The 18,359-nt window shown below is 72.8% G+C and carries 16 protein-coding genes; 11 read left to right on the plus strand and 5 right to left on the minus strand.

All coding sequences use genetic code 11. The features are described 5' to 3' along the window. Positions 1–31: 31 nt before the first annotated feature. Positions 32–2,614: an AAA family ATPase gene (locus ABZ444_RS42795; protein WP_358009838.1), complete on the minus strand. Its 2,583-nt coding sequence runs from the start codon at positions 2,612–2,614 to the stop codon at positions 32–34. Between the two features lie 176 nt (positions 2,615–2,790). Here ABZ444_RS42795 and ABZ444_RS42800 point away from each other — a divergent pair, with 176 nt between their 5' ends. Further along, entirely contained in the window at positions 2,791–3,498 is a 708-nt protein-coding gene (locus ABZ444_RS42800) for an MBL fold metallo-hydrolase (RefSeq protein ID WP_358009840.1), read from the plus strand. On the opposite strand, the gene ABZ444_RS42805 is transcribed toward ABZ444_RS42800, so the two are convergent. Further along, positions 3,485–6,718, minus strand: a complete 3,234-nt coding sequence (locus ABZ444_RS42805) for a BTAD domain-containing putative transcriptional regulator (RefSeq protein WP_358009842.1) — start codon at positions 6,716–6,718, stop codon at positions 3,485–3,487. The genes ABZ444_RS42800 and ABZ444_RS42805 overlap by 14 nt on opposite strands. Here ABZ444_RS42805 and ABZ444_RS42810 point away from each other — a divergent pair. The 3 genes from ABZ444_RS42810 (at position 6,717) to ABZ444_RS42820 (ending at position 10,087) form a co-directional block, all read left to right on the plus strand. Beyond that, on the plus strand, positions 6,717–7,412 hold the full coding sequence (locus ABZ444_RS42810) for a DUF4267 domain-containing protein (RefSeq protein ID WP_358009844.1): 696 nt from the start codon (positions 6,717–6,719) through the stop codon (positions 7,410–7,412). The genes ABZ444_RS42805 and ABZ444_RS42810 overlap by 2 nt on opposite strands. A gap of 37 nt (positions 7,413–7,449) precedes the next feature. Beyond that, on the plus strand, positions 7,450–8,760 hold the full coding sequence (locus tag ABZ444_RS42815; protein WP_358009846.1) for an FAD-binding oxidoreductase: 1,311 nt from the start codon (positions 7,450–7,452) through the stop codon (positions 8,758–8,760). A 172-nt stretch (positions 8,761–8,932) separates the two neighbouring features. Continuing rightward, positions 8,933–10,087, plus strand: a complete 1,155-nt coding sequence (locus tag ABZ444_RS42820; RefSeq protein WP_358009848.1) for a right-handed parallel beta-helix repeat-containing protein — start codon at positions 8,933–8,935, stop codon at positions 10,085–10,087. Between the two features lie 64 nt (positions 10,088–10,151). Here ABZ444_RS42820 and vanY-N read toward each other — a convergent pair whose 3' ends face one another. Beyond that, the gene (gene vanY-N, locus ABZ444_RS42825; protein ID WP_358009850.1) at positions 10,152–10,724 is read right to left on the minus strand and encodes a D,D-peptidase/D,D-carboxypeptidase VanY-N; all 573 of its coding nucleotides are present in this window, start codon (positions 10,722–10,724) and stop codon (positions 10,152–10,154) included. Between the two features lie 191 nt (positions 10,725–10,915). On the opposite strand from vanY-N, the gene ABZ444_RS42830 reads away from it, so the two are divergent. The 5 genes from ABZ444_RS42830 (at position 10,916) to ABZ444_RS42850 (ending at position 14,907) form a co-directional block, all read left to right on the plus strand. Beyond that, positions 10,916–11,590: a response regulator transcription factor gene (locus tag ABZ444_RS42830; protein ID WP_357986639.1), complete on the plus strand. Its 675-nt coding sequence runs from the start codon at positions 10,916–10,918 to the stop codon at positions 11,588–11,590. Between the two features lie 7 nt (positions 11,591–11,597). Then, complete coding sequence (locus ABZ444_RS42835) at positions 11,598–13,118, plus strand: HAMP domain-containing sensor histidine kinase (RefSeq protein ID WP_358009852.1); 1,521 nt, start codon at positions 11,598–11,600, stop codon at positions 13,116–13,118. Next, positions 13,115–13,609 (plus strand): hypothetical protein, encoded by a 495-nt coding sequence (locus tag ABZ444_RS42840; protein ID WP_358009854.1) that lies wholly within the window; start codon positions 13,115–13,117, stop codon positions 13,607–13,609. The genes ABZ444_RS42835 and ABZ444_RS42840 overlap by 4 nt, the downstream gene beginning before the upstream one ends. A 69-nt stretch (positions 13,610–13,678) precedes the next feature. Further along, complete coding sequence (locus ABZ444_RS42845; RefSeq protein WP_358009856.1) at positions 13,679–14,293, plus strand: RNA polymerase sigma factor; 615 nt, start codon at positions 13,679–13,681, stop codon at positions 14,291–14,293. Then, positions 14,290–14,907, plus strand: coding sequence for a hypothetical protein (locus ABZ444_RS42850; protein WP_358009858.1), 618 nt, complete (start codon positions 14,290–14,292; stop codon positions 14,905–14,907). Before ABZ444_RS42845 ends, ABZ444_RS42850 begins: the two co-directional genes overlap by 4 nt. A 21-nt stretch (positions 14,908–14,928) precedes the next feature. On the opposite strand, the gene ABZ444_RS42855 is transcribed toward ABZ444_RS42850, so the two are convergent. Next, positions 14,929–15,390 carry a MerR family transcriptional regulator gene (locus tag ABZ444_RS42855; protein WP_358009860.1) on the minus strand — a complete coding sequence of 154 codons (462 nt, stop codon included), beginning with the start codon at positions 15,388–15,390 and terminating at the stop codon, positions 14,929–14,931. A 56-nt stretch (positions 15,391–15,446) separates the two neighbouring features. On the opposite strand from ABZ444_RS42855, the gene ABZ444_RS42860 reads away from it, so the two are divergent. Further along, complete coding sequence (locus tag ABZ444_RS42860; RefSeq protein ID WP_358009862.1) at positions 15,447–16,415, plus strand: NAD(P)/FAD-dependent oxidoreductase; 969 nt, start codon at positions 15,447–15,449, stop codon at positions 16,413–16,415. Between the two features lie 2 nt (positions 16,416–16,417). After that, complete coding sequence (locus ABZ444_RS42865; protein ID WP_358009864.1) at positions 16,418–17,854, plus strand: MDR family MFS transporter; 1,437 nt, start codon at positions 16,418–16,420, stop codon at positions 17,852–17,854. Between the two features lie 38 nt (positions 17,855–17,892). Here the strand turns inward: ABZ444_RS42865 and ABZ444_RS42870 are convergent, their stop codons facing one another. Then, complete coding sequence (locus ABZ444_RS42870) at positions 17,893–18,303, minus strand: DUF2871 domain-containing protein (RefSeq protein WP_358009866.1); 411 nt, start codon at positions 18,301–18,303, stop codon at positions 17,893–17,895. Positions 18,304–18,359 lie beyond the last annotated feature (56 nt).

An 18,359-nucleotide genomic window follows, 5' to 3' on the forward strand; every position in this document is an offset into this window, starting at 1 on the left:
GTAGTCGCCACTGGGGCGCCACTGGGGCCGGTCACATCAGGCCCGCGAGCTCCTGCCGGGACGCCACGCCGAGCTTCGGATAGGCCTTGTAGAGGTGGTACTCCACGGTCCGGTGACTGAGGAACAGCTGCGCCGCGATGTCGCGGTTGCTCACCCCCGCCGCGGCCAGCCGTACCACCTGAAGCTCCTGAGGGGTGAGCGCCGCCAGCGCGTCGGCGGGCGGGCCGTCGGGCGCGCTCTCCCCGGTGGCGCGCAGCTCGGCCCGGGCACGCCCGGCCCACGGCGCGGCCCCGAGCCGATCGAAGATCTCCAGAGCCGAGCGCAGCGGCGACCGCGCCTCGGCCCTGCGCCGCGCGCGGCGCAGCCACTCGCCGTACAGCAGCTCCGTGCGGGCGCGTTCGAACGGCCGGCCGCCTCTCCGGTGCAGCTGGACGGCGTGCGCGTAGTGCTCGCCCGCCTCCCCGGACGGGCCCAGCAGGGCGCGGCAGCGCAGCGCGACCGCCCGGGCCCACGGCTGCCGGCCCGCCTCGGCCCACGCCGCGAACCGGGCATACGCCCCCGCCGCCCGGTCCGCCGCCTCGACCCGGATGGCCGCCTCCACCAGATCGGGCGCGGCGGAGACGGCACCCACTCCGTCCAGCTCACGAAATGCCTGCTCATACCGTCCCGAAGTGAGGTGGAGCAGGCCCCGATGCGCGGGATCGAGACGGTGTTCCGCGTCGCCCTCGATGGCCGCGATCCGGGCGGTGATCGCGGTGAGCTGCCCGATCCGGTGGCTCTGCCCGGTATCCCTGGCCAGTTCCACGGCCTCGGCCGCGGTCGCGGCGGCGTCGCGGTGCCGGCCCGCCATCAGCTGCGCGTGCGCGAGCGCGTGCAGGGTGACCGGCAGCGCGCCGGCCAGGCCCGCGTTCCTGCAGCGGATCACGTCCGCGGCGGCCAGCTCGCCCACGGCCTCGTCGTCGCCGAGGAACAGCGCGACGCCGACGACGAAGATCCGGGCCAGGGCGTCGTCCAGCGGCTTGGCCCGGGCCTCGGCCACCAGCGCGGTCAGGGCGGGCAGCCCGCCGGCGTAATCGTCCTCGACCAGACACGCCAGGGCCGCGACGGCCCGCGCCGTACGGCCGGCGAGGGAGCCCGCGAGCCGGGCCACCTGCCGGACGGCGTCGATCTCGCCGGACGGCCAGGCGTTGCTCGCCGCCATGGTCAGCATCGTCAGGGCAAGATCGGGATCCGCACGCAGGATCGTCTCCGCGCCGTCGGCGAGCAACTGGGCGGCGCCCTTCGGCGTGCCGCGCTCGAACGCGACGCTCGCCCGGGCCATCGCCAGCCCCGCGCTGTGCCCGCCCAGCTCGGCGGCGCGTTCTGCCAGCGCCGCGGCCTGCTCGGTGCGTCCGCCGGCGACCGCGGCCCGCGCGGCCAGGGTCATCCGCCGCGCCCGCCCGGCCCGGTCCGGGCTGAGCAGCGCGGCCTGCTCGAGAATCGACGCGGACGTGGCCATGGCGCCACGGCTGCGCGCCGCCTCGGCCGTCTCCTCCAGCCGGGCGGCGATGGCCTCCTCCGGCCTGGTCGCGGCGGCGGCCTGGTGCCAGACCCGCCGCTCGGCGTCCACGACCCCGGCCAGCGCCTCGTGCACGGCCACGCGCAGGCCGAGCGGGGCACGCTGGTAGGCGGCGGAGCGGAGCAGCGGGTGCCGGAACCCGATCGAAGCCCCGGTGATCCGCAACAGCCCCGCCTTCTCGGCGACCTCCAGGTCCGCGACGCCGGCGCCGAGGGCCTGCGCTGCCCGCAGGACCGTTCCGAGGTCGCCGCTCCCCTCGGCGGCGGCCACCAGCACGGCCAGCCGGGCACGCTCCGGCAGCTCGTCGATCTGGGTGCCGAAACCCGCGATGACACGATCGGTGGCCGGCAGCGCGCCCGGCATCACGTCGCGTCCGGCGCGCTGCTCCGCACTGAGCCCGGCGGGCAGCTCGATCAGCGCCAGCGGGTTCCCGCCCGATTCCCGGATGACCCGATCGCGTACCGACGAGGCCATCCCGGAGAAGCGCTCGGCGAGCACCTGGGCCGCCGCGGCCCCGTCGAGCCCGCCCAGCCGCAGCTCGGGCAGGCCGGGAGCGTCGAAGGCGTCCCGGGCCGCGAACACCATCGCGACGCCGTCGGCCGCCAGGCGGCGCGCCGCGAACAGCAACGCGTCGGCGGAGGCGGCATCCAGCCAGTGCGCGTCGTCGATCAGGCACAGGACCGGCCGCCGCACGGCCAGCTCCGACAGCAGGCTCAGGACGGCGAGACCGACCAGGAACCGGCTCGAGCCGCCGGCATCGGCCAGGCCCAGCGCCCCCCGAAGCGCCGCCGCCTGCACGCCGGGCAGGGTGTCGATGCGGTCGAGCACGGGACGCAGCACCATCTGCAGGCCCGCGAACGGCAGCGGCGTCTCGGCCTCGACCGCGGTCGCCCGCAGGACGCGAACCTCCCCAGCGTGCCGGACGAGCTGGTCCAGCAGGGCCGACTTGCCGATGCCCGCCTCGCCGCGCAGGACCAGGACGCCGCTCTGACCCGCCCGCGCCCGATCGAGCAACCGCGCGACCTCGGCCAGCTCCTCATCCCGCCCCCGCAACATGCGGAAAATCTACCCATACGCCGCGAAGAACCCAGACCCGAGGTGCCACCGGCCAAACAAAAGGAGAGCAGTGCTCTTGACACGGAGCACTCGTCCGCGAGAGCATTGCTCTCATAACGGAGCAACGCCCGCAACGTCCTCCGGCCCGAACTCTCGACGTCAACCCTGGGAAGCTCATGAAGCTCGCACCGCACCTCCACCGGCTCGGTAACGACGTCGTGGCCTGCTACCTCGTCGACACCGACGAAGGCATCACCCTGATCGACGCGGGACTGCCCGGCCACTGGCAGGACCTGCAGGCCGAACTCCGCACGCTGGGCAAAACGGTCGACGACATCCGCGGACTCGTGCTGACCCACGGCGACTCCGACCACATCGGCTTCGCCGAACGCCTGCGCAGCGAACACGGCGTGCCCGTGTTCGTGCACGCCGGCGACGCCGTCCGCACCCGCACCGGAGAGAAGCCCAAAACCGCGCCGGGCCCCATGCGCCTCGGCCCGACCCTCGGCTTCTTCGCCTACTCCATCCGCAAGAACGGCCTGCGCACCCGCTACGTCAGCGAAGTCACCGAGATCGCCGACGGCGACGTCCTGGACCTGCCCGGAAACCCGGTCATCGTGGGCATGCCGGGACACTCACCGGGCAGCGTCGCGGTACACGTGCCCGTCGCCGACGCGATCTTCGTCGGCGACGCGCTGACCACCCGGCACGTCCTCACCGGACGCTCAGGCCCGCAGCCCGCCCCCTTCACCGACGACCCCGCCACCGCCCTGTCCTCCCTGGACCGCCTCGCCGGCCTGTCCGCCTCCTGGGTGCTCCCCGGCCACGGCGCCCCCTGGCGCACCTCACCGGCCCAGGTGAGCCAGGCCGTCAGAGAGGGCTAGCTGTACCGCCACGCCGGGCCTCGGCGGCCCAGTGGGGCGCCTTCCACCGGTCGGCGATGGCCGCGGCCTGGGCGAAGTGGGCGGCGGCCTCGGCCCGCCCCAGGAAGACGGCCAGTTCACCGAGGGTGTGGGCGACCGGGCGCAGCGCCATCGCCAGGCTCTCGGCACCGGCCGGAGGGCCGTCACGGTACGGAAGCAGCACCTCGTAGATCTCCTCGGCGGCGTCGCGATCGTTCAGGGCCACGACGGCCATCGCACGCAACGTGGTGAGGAACGTGAAGAAGAAATCCGGACGAATCGGGCTGGGTGGCGTGCGGACCTCCCGGGCTTCGGCATCCAGGCCGTTGGCATGGAGGGCGAGCGCCAGCAGGTCGGACGTCATGGAACCGAGCACGGCATGAAGGGCGCGCACCTCCTCCAGGTGCCCACCGAGCGTGCCCTCGTTCAGCCAGATCGTGGCCAGGGCCAGCTGGAGAAAACCCGCGGCGTGCACCGAACCGATGCGCCGCATGCCCTCGCCGGCCTCGACGTAGAGGGCTTCGGCGGCGGCGAACCGGCCCTCGATGAGCGCCAGCCCCGCCAGCGTGATCTCCGCGACCGCGATCGCCTCGCGCATCCGGTAGGCACGCGCGAGTTCCAGCGCCTCGGCGATCACCCGGCGCATGGTCACCGGATCGTTGGCGGCAGCGGCGACGCCGGCATGGTTGAGCAGCCCGGACACACGATAGACCGGCAGGTCGTGCTCGACGCCGATCTCCACCAGCTCCCGGCACAACCCGGCATCACCCTGCGCCTCGGCCAGGATCTCCAGCGCCGCCGCCCGCAACCGGGGCCCGGTGGCCAGAGCGAGCGCCTCCCGCGCCGCCTCCACAACGGTCGGATCGTCCTCGCCGACCAGCTCGTGCGCGTACGCCGACAGCAGCCGGGACCGCACCGAAGGGGGCAGATCGCGCTTCAGCAGCCGACTCAGGCGATCGACGACGGGCCGATCCACCGTGCCGTACGTACGGGCCCGCCACGGGGTCGGCTCCGTCCACGCGGTGAACGCGGCGATCATCAGGTCGTCGCGCCCCAAGGACTCCGCGTACTCCACGGCCGCACGGCGCGTCTCACGGGCGGCCGCGACGGCCCCCGACCGGATCTGCGCACGCAGCAGCCTGCCGAGCAGTTCGACGCGTTCGTCCGGCCCGGTCGAATGGGCGACCGCGTCGGCCAGGAGGCCGGCCGCCACGTCGTGGGCATAGCGGGCCTCGGCGAGCTCGGCGGCCTGCACGCAGTAACCGACGGCCTTCGGCGAGCCGGCGCGCGCGAAATGATGGGCCAGCGCCGCGATGTCGTCGCTGCCTTCAAGAGCGGCGGCGATCCGGGCATGCATCCGGGTGGCGCGCAACCTGCTCAGGTCGGCGATGAGCGTGTCCCTGACCAGGGCGTGCACGAAGCGGACCAGGCCGGGACCGGGCTCGTCGAGGAGCCCGGCGATGACACCCGCGTCCAGCGCGTCCAACACCCCGCCCTCGTCGGTGTCGGCGGCCTTGACCAGGACGTCCACCGAGCTCTCCCGGCCCGCCACCGCGGCCAGCCGCAGGACCGACACGCCTCCCTCCGGCAGGCGCGCGAGCCGGCGGCGCAGGACGTCCCGCACGCCTTCGGGAACCTCGGAGAGGGCGACCAGCGCGCCTTCGCCGCTCAGCAACCGGGCGCTCTCACGCACGTAGAACGGGTTGCCGCCGGTACGCTCGGCGATCCCCGCGACGGTCTCGTCATCGGCCGCGCACTCGGCCCGCACGAGCCGCGCGACGGCCTCGCCGTCCAACCCCGGCAGCGCCAGACGGACAGGCGCGGCGCGCGCGAGCGAGGCCAGCGTCTCACTGAGGCGCCCGCCCTCGTCCGCACGGTACGCCGCGACGACCAGGATCGGGGCCCGCAGGCCGAGGCAGCCGCCGAGCAGCTCCAGCGTGGTGGCGTCCGCCCAGTGCAGATCATCCAGCACGACGGCGACCGGACGCCCCGAGGCGACCGCCGCGAGCCACTCCCACACGGCCCGGCGCAGGCGGAACCGTCCAGCGGTGGCGTCGGCGATCACCGGCCCGGCATCGGCGAGCAGCGGCGCGAGATCGTGCCCGAACTCACCCGGGGACGCGGACGCGGCGACGGCTCCCAGCACCTCGGTCCAGGCCCACGCGGGCGGCGCGCCGTCGACCTCCGGGCAGCGGCCCACGGCCACCAGCCACCCGTCACCTTCGAGCCGCCGGCCAAGATGGTCCAGCAACGTCGACTTCCCGAGCCCGGCCTCGCCGGTGACCAGGGCGACGCGGGCTCCGTCGGCGACGGCCTCGTCGGCGGCCGTGACCAGCGCCGACAGCTGTGCCTCACGTCCGACGAACGGCGCCTCGACGACCGGAGCCGTCCCCCCGACAGGGGCCACCCGCGGCAGCGGGGCGGTCAGCGCGGGCACGGTCGCGCGCAGGACCTCCGTGCGCTGGGCAAGGATCGCCTCCTCCAGCGCCGTCAGCTCAGGACCGGGATCGAGCCCGAGCTCCTCGGCGAGAACGCCACGCGCCCGGCGGAGCGTCGCCAGCGCGTCCGCCTGGCGGCCGCCGCTCCACAACGCCAAGGCGTGCAACCGCCAGCCCTCCTCCCGAAGCGGCTCGTCGCGGGTGAGCCGCTCGGCCTCGGGAACCACCGCGGCCGGATCACCGATGCGCAGACCCGCCGCCACATGCAACTCCGCGGCCACCGAACGTAGCTCGTTCAGCCGGGCCGTCTCGGCGGCGGCCCACGGCTCGTCGGCCACCTCGGCGAACGCCGGCCCCTGCCACAGTCCCAGCGCCTCGCCGAGCCGAGCCCGCGCGGCGCGTGGGTCGGTGTCCGTACGCGCTTGGCCCAGCAGGCCCTCGAACCGCCAGGCGTCCACCGCATCCGGTGGCAGCCGCAGCGCATAACCCGGCGCCGCGCTCACCAGCAGCCGGGCCGGCGTGCGCGGCGGACGGCCGGGCTCCAGCAACCGGCGCAGGTTGGACACGTACGCCTGCAGGGACAGCAACGCCCGAGCGGGCGGCTCCCCACGCCACAGATCCTCGATCATCCGGTCGACCGGCACGACCTGCCCGCGCGCCGCCACCAGCAACGCCAGCACACCCCGCTGCCGCGGCCCGCCCAGCGGAACCGGCTCGCCGCCGACCTCGGCCTCGAAAGCGCCCAGAACCCGGATGAAGACCATGATCTGCACATCGTATGCGGACGTTCCAAATGACCTCCAAAGCCCTTCCAAATCCCTTCCAAACACCCAGGAGCAGCCTGAACACATCGCAACCACCCTGACCAGCCTGGACGCCCACATCCCCGCCTCGCAGGCCACCGCGGGCGCCGACGAACGCGACACCCTCTCCGAGCACCGCACGATCCTGCTGGAACACCTCGACGACGAGGAAGCCACCCTGCTCACGCTCTTCGGCACCGCCCTCGAAGACGCGGACCCGGCCGAACGCGTCATCACCCCAACGACCTCTGAACACCCAAGGAGAACGACCATGCCGCCGAAGAAGCTCAACACCGCCCTGGCCGCCGTTGTCGTCCTGTTCACCCTCTACCTCGGGGCGTCCTTCGTCCTGCCCCTCGGGACCACCTTCCCGGGGCTGGCGAACTGGCCCTCTGACGGCAGCGGCTTCTCCATCGTGAAGGGCAGCCGCGAGATCGCCATGGGCCTGGCCATGGGCATCCTGCTGGTGACAGGCCACCGCCGCCCGTTGGGCTGGGTCCTGCTCATGGTGGCCGTGGCCCCGTTCGGCGACATGGTCAACGTCCTGGCCCACCACGGATCCACCGCCGCCGCCCTCGCCATCCACGGCCTGACCTCGGCACTGATCGCGGCCACCGGACTGCTGATCCTCCGCGAGACCCGAAAGACCGCCTGACATCCCCCGACGTCGAGAACCCGAAAAGGAGACAATCATGACGATCAACGACCTGCGCGCCGTCCTGAAGGGGCGCGTGCTCCTGCCCGATGACGACGGCTTCGCACAGGCGTCCACCCCATGGAACCTGACCGTCAGACAGCCCGTGGCCGCCGTGGCCGAGGCCGCGGACGCCGACGACGTGGCCGCACTCGTACGCTACGCACGGCGAGCAGGCATGACGGTGACCGCCCAGCCGAGCGGACATGGCGCCTCCGGCGATGTGGACGGCCTCATCCTGCTGCGCACCGGCCTGCTGAACAAGGTGGAGGTAGGCGCACAAGAGCGCGCCGTCCGGGTGGGCGCCGGCGCCACATGGGGACAGCTGCTCGCGGCGACCGGCCCGCTGGGCCTGACCGGCCTGTCCGGCAGCGCGCCCGGAGTCAGCGTGACCGGCTACACCCTGGGCGGCGGAGTCGGCTGGTTCAGCCGCAAGCACGGTTTCGCCTCCGACAGCGTGCGCGCCATCGACATCGTGGACGCCGACGGCGAGCCGAACCGGGTGACCGCCGAGTCCGACCCCGAACTGTTCTGGGCACTGCGCGGCGGCGGCGGGGACTTCGCGATGGTGACCGCCCTCGAACTCGACCTGTATCCCGCGCCGGCCCTCTACGGCGGACGCGTGATCTGGCCGGAACACCGGACCAGGGACGTGTACGACGCCTTCCTGGAGATCACCGCCGAGGCGCCACGCGAGCTCAGCGTCTGGATCAACCGCCTCCAGCCCCCCGGCGCGCCGCCCATGGTGACACTCGACCTGGCCTACCTGGGCGAAGCAGCTCAGGCACAGGACCTGCTGACACGCCTCGACAAGATCGACGGCGCGATCTCCGACACCCGCGGCCCCGTCCCGGTCGCCGGCCTGGGCACCATCGCCGCCGAGCCCACCGATCCCGCCCCGTCCATCACCCGCGCGGAACTGCTCACCGGCCTGGACACGGACGCGGTGGAGCTCCTCCTCGCCAAGCCGGTCGCACCGCTCATCAACGTGCAGATCAGGCACCTCGGCGGCGCACTCGCCGAGCCCGGAGGCGGAACCGGTGCGAGCGGCGCGGTGGCCGAGCCGTACCTGCTCGGCCTGGTGGGGCTCGGACTGCCGCACACGGCCGACGCGACACGCGCCAAACAGTCCGAGCTCGTGGCCGACCTCGGCGCCTACGTCAGCGGACGCAAGCCGTACACCGTGCTGTCCCCCGGCGAGACGGCCGCGATGTCCTTCTCCGGCGACACGCTCGCGCGCCTGCGGGAGATCAAGCGGGCCCGGGACCCGTACAACGTGTTCCGGGCGAACTACCCGGTGCTCGGATAGTCCGGCGCACCGACCCACCGCCTTTACAATGTAGATCACATCCTTTCGTTACACGTGCGACGGCCACAGTTTTCCCGCCCGCCGGTCGTGATCGAGTGACTCCTCCGCCCGGATGATCGCGCGCATGCTTCTGATCACGACCACCCCATCCCCAGACGGTCAGGAGAACGCCATGCCCGCAACACGCACCAACAGGGCTGCCCGCGGTTTCGCCGCGTGCCTGCTCCTCTTATCGACGGCCATGGCGCTGACCGGCCCCGCCAGGGCGGACGCACTGGCGGTGGCCTGCGGGGACGTCCTGACCGCCGACACCACCCTCACCGCCGACCTGACCTGCACCGGCGACGCCCTGACCATCGGAGCCGACGGCGTCGACCTGGACCTGGACGGCCACACCATCACCGGCTCAGGCACGGGCAAGGGGCTGACGGCCATCAGCCGGGTCGGCTTCACCGTCCGCAACGGCACGATCAGCGGCTTCACGTACGGGATGTACCTGTCGTTCTACTCGGGCATGCCGCGTACCGACGTCACCGCCACGGACGTGCGGCTCCTCGCGGCGCCCATCGACGCCTGGCCCGGCACGATCACCTTCACCGGCACGCGGCGGGACGCCTGCCTGCTGTCCGGTCTGCGGCTGGTCGACGGGTTGATCACGATCGACCGGTGCACGGTGACCAAGCAGACCGTCATGGTGCGCAGCACCGGCTCGGCGATCCGCAACAGCGCGCTCACCGGCGGCAGCCTCACGGTCAGCGCGACCGACCAGGGCACCTTCACCCGCAACGTCTTCGACGTCTTCCCCATGGGCCTGTCGAACGACAGCCGACGCAACCTCGTGCAGGCCAACGTCTTCAAGAACTCGGCCACAGCGGGCCTCGGCGCCGCGGAGACCTTCCTGCCGCAGGACGCGAACACCATCGAGTACAACGTGTTCACCGGCAACGACATCGGCCTGTCCGCCAGCTCCATGCTGCGGCACATCATCGTGCGCAAGAACGTGTTCAACGGCAACAACACCGTCGGCATCCTCGTGGACAACCCGTGGGGGCCCAACCGGGCCGGCCCGGACCCCATCTCCGACAACGTGTTCGTCGGCAACGGCCGGCACCCCAGCGGCCGGGTCGACGGCCAGGGGCACCCGGTTCAGGGCGGCATCCACCTGAGCTCCCGCGCGGCTCTCAGCACGCCGGTCACCTTGCGGAACAACGTCGGCGCCGGCAACGCCGGCCATCTCATCTGGGCGCCCCCGGGCACGGTCACCGACGGCGGCGGCAACCAGGGCCCCTGTGGCCCCACCCCCAACCCCGACCTGACCTGCTGGTGAAAGCACCGGCCCTGACGGTCGTTCCCCGCGCGCGGACCGGCCGAGGTCAGCGGGCGCGCCCGGGTCAGATCCGGTGCCGGTTCTCCCCCGCGTAGCCCACGCCGGGGTGGGGCCGTCGTCGCGGTGGCGTGCCTCCGTACTCCGGATGGTGCTCGAAGTGCCACCACTCGTTGTCGAACATGCGGTAGAGGTCGTAGCGGGCGCCGTGTTCCTCCAGCCAGCGCGCGCCTTCGTGCGGGCGCACGTCCAGGGCGATGCCCTTGACGTGGTTCGACTCCGTCGGCGGCAGGACGAGCATGCGCGCCAAGGCCGGGGAGCCGGTGCGGCGCACCTCCTCGTCGAACATCCGGAGCTGCACGAGTGGATCGCGGTATCCCGAGGTGAGGCCGAGGAGCTGGCCGTGACGCCAGAGCGCCTCGGTGCGCGCCGCGGTGAACGCCGCCAGGGTGCCGTCGGTGAGCCCGGTGAGGTCCTCGGCGGGGAACCGCATCCGTAACGCCCACCGGCAGGCCAGCTCGCGGGCCCGGCCGGGGCGGCGGACGAGCGCCGCGGGCAGCAGGAGCACGGCGAGCACCAGCGTCACCACGGCGAACAGCCGATCTCGGGGCCCAGCTGGGATGGTGCGTGGTTCGTTCATGACGAACTACGATTGGCGCCGAATGTGTGTGGGTCGTCTGCCGAATGTCACCGTTTGTCGACGGCCACCACGCCGGCCCCATCGTGACACAACGATGACACGGCGCTGACAAGGCGGGGACATGCCCGGCCCACAGTGGACGGAGTTGACCGGCGAGCGAGGTTACGGAGCGTGCTGTGGTACTCGGCGGCGTGTCGCGAGTGTTGTTGATCGAGGATGACCCGGCCGTGCGGGAGGGCCTTGAGCTGGCCCTGACCCGGCACGGGCATCGGGTGGGCGCCGTGGAGTCCGGCGAGGAGGGGCTGGAGCGGCTGCGCGCCGACCGTCCCGACGTCGTCGTGCTCGATCTGATGTTGCCCGGCATGAACGGGTTCGAGGTCTGCCGCCGCATCCGGGCCATCGGCGAGGTGCCGATCATCATGTTGACCGCGCGCGGCGACGACATCGACGTGGTGGCGGGGCTGGAGGCGGGCGCCGACGACTACGTGGTCAAACCGGTGCAGCCCAGGGTGCTCGAGGCGCGCATTCGCGCCGTGCTCCGGCGGATCGGCCGCGACCAGGCGGAACTGGAGCGGCACGGTGAGCTGACCATCGATCGGGCCGGGCTGGTGGTCACCAAACGCGGCGCGCCGGTCGGCCTCACCCCGGCCGAGCTGCGCCTGCTGCTGGAGCTCTCCGGCACGCCGGGCCGGGTGCACAGCCGCCAGCAACTGCTGGACTCGGTGTGGGAGCACGGGTACTTCGGCGACTCGCGGCTGGTGGACGCGTGCGTGCAGCGGCTGCGCGCGAAGATCGAGGACGACTCGGCCTCCCCCGTCTACGTGCAGACGGTGCGGGGGTTCGGTTACCGGTTCGGGCCGGTGTGAGCCGGCGGTGACGCCTGGGCCGAGCCTGGGGCTGCGCGCCCGGCTGTTGTTCGCGTTCGCGCTGCTGTGTGTGGTCACCACGGCGGCGGTGGCCGGCGGGCTCTACGTCCAGGCCCGCACCGACATCCTGCAACGGGCCCAGGATGCCGCTCTCCAGGCGACGAGAGGGCGCATGGAGGCGCTCTTCCCGTTGCGGACCCCGGCTCCGGACCGGACGGAGCTCGGCAGGATCGCCGCCACCATGGCCGAACGGGACGGCTACGCGATCGCCGTCTACCGCGAGCTGTACGCGCAGGCGGGGCCGCCGTCCGGTCCGCCGCCGGGCCTGATGCGGGCGCCGGCACCGGGGAGCGGGGGGCGCGACGGGAACGGGTCGGCTCTGAAGCCCGAGGACCTGAGGCCACAGGCCCTTTCCGTGAGCCTGCGGCGGAAAGTGGCCGAAGGCGAGATCGCCTGGCAACGGGTGGTGCGGGAGGGCAGGCCGTTCCTGATCATCGGCGCGCCGTTGCTGATCGCCGAGGGCGACCGGTGGCGGGTGTCCGGCATCGAGGTCTACACCGCGCGCAGCCTGCTTCCCGAGCAGCGCAGCATCGACTGGCTCGCCACCCGGGCCTGGCTCAGCGGCGGGGCGGCCATGGCGTTCGCGGTCGTCGTGGCGTTGCTGGCCACCCGCAGCGTGCTGCGCCCGGTGCGCGAGCTCGGCCGGGCGGCCCGCCTGCTGGGCGAGGGCGAGCTGCGGACCAGGGTCGAGGTCCGCGGCTCCGACGAGCTGGCCGACGTGGCGTGTACCTTCAACGACACCGCCGCGGAGCTGGAACGGCACGTCATGCAGCTGCGTGAGATGGAGGCCGACGCCCGCCGGTTCGTGGCCGACGTCTCGCACGAGCTGCGCACCCCCCTGGCCGCGCTCGCCGCCGTCGCCGAGGTCCTCGACGACGAGGCGGCCCAGCTGCCCGAGCCCGCCGGCCGGGCGGCCAAGCTGGTCAGCCAGGAGACGCTCAACCTCACCGCGCTGGTGAACGACCTCATCGAGATCAGCAGGTTCGACTCCGGCGTCGCGGCCCTGTCGCTGAACGAGGTGGACGTGGCCGAGCTGGTGCCCGCGACCCTGCGCGTCCGGGGCTGGTCGGACTCGGTGCGCACCGAGCTTCCCCCGTCGGTGACGGCGAGGCTGGACCCGCGGCGCGTGGACGTCATCCTCGCCAACCTGGTCGGCAACGCCCTGCGGCACGGCGAGCCGCCGGTGTCGGTGCGGTTGTCGGCCGACCCGCAATGGATCACTCTCGAGGTCCGCGACCACGGGCCGGGGCTGGACGAGGCGGTGCTGCCGCACGCGTTCGACCGGTTCTACAAGGCCAGCGCGGCCAGGGCCAGATCCGAGGGCAGCGGCCTGGGCCTGGCCATCGCGATGGAGAACGCGCGCCTGCACCGGGGCGACCTCACCGTCGCCAACGCCCCGGACGGCGGCGCCCTCTTCACGCTGCGCCTGCCGCGCAGGGCCCCCGAGCAGGACGGAGCAGCCGAGTGAGAGCCGGGCTCCCCCGCCGCGCGCTCGCCGCGAACCTCGTGGCGGCTCTTGTGGCGCTCGTCGTCGTGACGGGCTGCGGTGTGCGTCCCAGCGACGTCATCTCCGTCGGCGAGCCGCCGAAGGGATCCGTCGCGGTGACCATGACGATCGTCCTCTATCTGGTGAAGGACGGGCGGCTCAGCGCCGTGACGCGGCCGAGCGCCCGCCCGCTGTTCCGGACCGAGAGGCTCGCGCTGCTGGCGGCCGGACCCACCGCGGAGGAGCGGGCGTTCGGGCTCGGCACCGAGGTGCCGCCGGAAGCCGACCCGTTCCTGGTGACCGCCAAGGCGCGCGGCCGCATGGTGCTGACTCCGTCCGCTCCGGGCGGTGACCTGTCCCCCCTGGCCGTGCGGCAGATCGTGTGCACGGCCGCCGCGTTGCCGGACAGCCCTGCCCGCATCGCCGTCGCCGGGGCACGGACGAGCGTCGACCCCCGCGACTGCCCGGCGTGACGCGGGAGACCGAGCGCCTGCGGCGGCATTCGCACGGAACCGGGGTCGATGTGCGGACACAGATGAATCGTGAGCACTGATCTGGAATTGTGGTGCCGCGCGGCCGAAGGGGACGGCGAGGCTTTGGGGGCCTTGTTCGACAGGTACGCGCGCGATGTCTACAACCACTGCTTCCGCCGTACCGCGGACTGGTCGGCCGCCGAGGATCTCACCTCGGTGGTGTTCCTGGAGGCGTGGCGACGGCGTGGCGAGGTGCGGATCAGCCGCGAGAGCGCGCTCCCCTGGCTGCTCGGCGTGGCCAACAACGTCCTGCGCAACCGGCGCCGGTCGCTGCGCCGACACAAGGCGGCGCTGGAGCAGCTCCCGGCGCAGGCGTACGAGCCCGACCCGGCCGAGGACGTCGCCGGGCGGATCGACGACGAGCGCCGGATGCGGAAGATCCTGACGGTGATGGACCGGCTGCCGCCGGCGGACCGCGAAGTCCTCACCCTCTGCGTCTGGTCGGAGTTGACCTACGAGGAGGCGGCCGTCGCCCTGGGCGTCCCGGTGGGCACGGTGCGGTCGCGCCTGTCCCGGGCGCGAAGCCGCCTGAAGGAGCACCTGGAGAAGGAACCCGGAGCACGGCTCGGACACAGATGGAGTGAGCGTCTCCCGGCGCTCCGCAAGAAGGGAGAGGAGCTGTGACGAACCACGAGCTTCCAGAGGAACGCGACCTTCCTGCCGCCCGGCACTCGCTCAGAAGGGCCCACCTGATGACCGTGATCGAACAGCAGACCGCGGCCGCGCCGGTACGCCGGCGCCGGCGGAGCCTGGTCGTCCTGGGCACGGCGCTCACCGCCGCGCTGGTGGTCGGCTTCCCCGTGCTGCTGGGCCAGGGCGCCACCCCGGCGAACGCGGTGATCCGCGAACCGGACGGGTCCATCAAGATCTACATCAGGGACTACAGACGTCCCGAGGTGATCGAACGCCAGTTGCGCAGCCTCGGCGTGCAGGCGGACGTGATCTTCCTGCCGACCGGCAAGCAGTGCAGGGAGCCCAGGGGCACGTACCTGCCGGACAATCCGGCGCTGCTCACCACCGACCCGCCGGCTGACGGCGAGGACGGCTATTGGCGGCTGCATCCGGAGCAGATCAAGCCGGGGCAGACCTTCGTCTACACCATGTGGTACGAGGAACGCGGCGACAACAGCATGGCCAGCGCCAGTTACCGGGTCGCGACCGGCCCGGTGGCGCCCTGCGACGTCGTTCCCGGCGGCCCCGTGATGAAGGAGGGCCCCGACGGCGGGATCGGCGGCTGACGCGGGTGCAGGCAGACCTGGTCAGTGCGTCTCGCCGGCCGCCCCCACCGGTTTCCGGCCTGTGGCGGGGTTCGTCACCATGCACCCCTCGTCGTGGACGTGCTGTGGGCCGGCCGCGCTCTCGGCCAGGCGTTGGTAGTCGGGGCAGCGGGTGAAGTCGTCCGCCCTGCACTGCATGAGGTGCTCGATGAGCGCCTTGGAGGCCGATATCTCGTGCAGCCGGCGTTCCAGCTCCTCATGGTGCTGCTGGAGGATCGCCCGGCGCTCGGTCCGGCCCGAGACGGTGAGGACGTCGCGGATCTGCTCAAGGCTCATGCCCGCCGCCTTGGCGCGAATGATCGTCAGGACCCGGATGACGTGGTCGCGCGTGTAGCGGCGGCGGCCGTTGACCCTGGTCGCCGGGGTCAGCAGGCCCATGGCCTCCCAATGGCGCAGGACGTGCGGCGCCAGGCCGAACTGCTCGGCGAGCTCCCCGATCCGCATCGAGCCACTTGACTTCATGTTGACATTAACTTGCAGACTTGCCTCCACGTCAAGTCATGACCATTCATGGGAGGCAGGAGATGTTCGACGTCGTCATCGTGGGCGGGGGCCCGGCCGGCATGGCCGCCGCGCTGGCCCTCGGCCGGGTCCACCGGCCGGTGCTGCTGATCGACGGTGAGGAGGGCCGCAACGCCGCCGCCGCGAACGTGCACAACTTCCTCACCCGGGACGGCACGCCACCCGCCGAGCTGCGCCGCATCGGCCGCGCGGAGCTGGCCGCATACCTGGCGGTGCAGACCAGGACGGGGGCCGTCACCCAGGCCCGCCCGCTGGACGGGGACGGCTTCCACCTGGAGCTGTCCGACGGCGGCACCGTGTCCGCGCGGCGCCTGCTGCTGGCCACCGGGCTGGCCGACGACCTTCCCGGCCCGCGCGGGGTCGAGGCGCTGTGGGGCCGTTCCGCGTTCCACTGCCCCTACTGCCACGGCTACGAATGCACCGGCAAGCGGGTCGCGGTGCTCGGCGCGGATCCGTCCCGGGTGCGGCTGGCGCTGCAGTTGAGCCGCTTCGCCGCCGACGTCGCCTGCTGCACCGGCGGCCTGCCGCTCGATCCGGCGGCGCGGGCCACCCTGGAGGAACACGGCGTGTCCGTGCGCTGCGAGCCCGTCGTCCGCCTGGAGGGGACGGACGGCCGCCTGGAACAGATCGTGTTCGAGAACGGCGCACCCCTGGCCCGGGAGGCGGTGTTCGTCGTCAACGTGCCGCGCCAGCGCTCCGACCTGGCCGACCGGCTGGGCTGCGCGGTCTTCGCCGACGGCTGCGTGGAGGTGGACGAGTTCGCCAGGACCAGCGTGCCCGGCGTGTACGCGGCCGGCGACATGGCGCGGCGGGCCAGTGTACCGGTGCCGCTGGCCGCGGTCGTCGCCGCGGCGGCCGGCGGCACGGTCGCCGCGGCGGTCATCGACCAGGACCTGCTGTGCGTCGACTTCGCCCTGCCCAACCCGTTCGCGCGGGCAGGGGGCTGACCGTGTCCGCAGACCTCGTACGGCCGGCCGCCGTTCCGCTGACGGGCGGCAAGGTGCCGCTGGCCACGGCCGGCCTGCTGATCGGCATGCTGCTGTCGGTCCTGGACCAGACGGTGGTGGCCATCGCCCTGCCCGACATCGCCGCCGACCTGGGCGGCATGGACGCGATCGGCTGGATCGTCACCTCCTACATACTGGCCTCGACCGCGACCGGCGCGCTCTACGGCCGGATCAGCGACCGGTTCGGGCGGCGTCCGGTGTTCGTCACGGCGGTCGCCGTCTTCGTCGTGGGCTCCGCGCTGTGCGGCCTGGCCCAGACGACACCCCAGCTGATCGCCGCCAGGACCCTGCAGGGCGTCGGCGCCGGGGCGCTGTTCGTGCTGCCGACGATCGCGCTGTCGGAGCTGTACCCGCAACGTCTGCGCGGCAGGGTCCAGGGCTTCACCGGCGGCGTCTTCGCGCTGGCCGGCGTGGGCGGCCCGCTCGCCGGTGGCGCGATCACCGACGCCTGGGGGTGGCGCTGGATCTTCTACGTCAACCTGCCCCTCGGCCTGCTCGCCATGGCGCTCACCGCCTTCGCGCTGCGGCTGCCCAGGCAGGGCGGGGACGGGAAGGTCGACCTGGCCGGGGCCGCGCTGATCGCGGGCGCGACGGTGAGCCTGCTGCTGGTGGCCGAATGGGGAGGCCGCACCTTCGCCTGGACGTCCGGCGCGATCCTGGCGCTGGCCGGCGCGGTGGTGGTGCTGGCGGCCCTGTTCGTGTGGCGGGAACGGCGGGCGGCCGACCCGCTGCTGCCGCCGCGGCTGTTCACCGACCCCGTCCTGCGCGTCGTGCTGCCCGCCACCGCGCTGCTCGGCGCGCTGCTCGGCGGCTCGATCGTGTACCTGCCGACCTACCTGCAGGCCGCGTACGGCATGGGGGCCACCCAGGCGGGGCTGGCGCTCAACCCGTACGTGCTGACGTTCATGGCGGTCTCCTCGCTCGCCGGCGCCCGCATCGGCGCGAGGGGCCGGTTCAGGCCCTACCTGATCGCCGGTGCGGCGGTCGCGGTGCTGGGGTTCGCGCTGCTGAGCCGGCTCACCCCCGGCACCCCCTACGCGGTGCTGGCCGTGGAGATCGCGGTGCTGGGGGTGGGGTTCGGGCTGTTGATGCAGAATCTGGTGGTCGTCGCGCAGAACGCGGCCTCCCCCGCGGACCTGGCCGCCACCACCTCGGCCGTGGTGTCCGTCCGGGGCCTGGGCCTCTCCCTCGGCGTGGCCGTCTTCGGCACCCTGCTCAGCCGGGAACTGCAGGGCCGGGCCCCGGGCCCGGCGGCGACCGTCGCCGCCGTCCCGGACGTCCTGTTCTGGGGTGCTCCGGCCGCCGCCGTCCTGGTGGCGCTGATGGTCCTGCTGCCCCGCAAGGGCCGGCGCGCCGCGCCGGAGGAGGCGACGGCCTGAGCTCCGTCAGGCGAACGGTCGGCGGGACGTGACTCCGGTCAGGTCTTGGCGGGGATGCGCTTGCCGAGGTTGACGAAGAACAGGATCAACCCGACCGTCAGCACGATGTGCCCCAGCCCCGCGATCCCGGAAATCGCCGGGCTGGTCTCGGCGCCCAGCACCGTCTGGGTGCCGTGCACGATCATCATCGTCACCGTCAGCGCCAGCCCGCCGTTGTAGACCCAGAAGAACCAGGTGAACAGCTTGCCGCCGGCGCTCAGCGTGAACACCTTCTCCAGCACCAGCACGATCAGGAAGAACAGCATGCCGAGGGCGAGCAGGTGGGTGTGCACCACACCGAGCTGGGTGTCGCCGGTGAAGTCGTTGAGCTTGGTGATCTCGCGATAGTACAGGCCGCTGACGACGCCGACGATCATGTAGATGTGCGCCGCATGGTAGATCTTTCTCACGGTTGAGACCTTAGAGGGTTGTTTGCCACCATTCGTACCGGCGGTCCGGAAGCGTC

Source organism: Nonomuraea sp. NPDC005730 (assembly GCF_040630865.1).
Taxonomy (GTDB): Bacteria; Actinomycetota; Actinomycetes; order Streptosporangiales; family Streptosporangiaceae; genus Nonomuraea.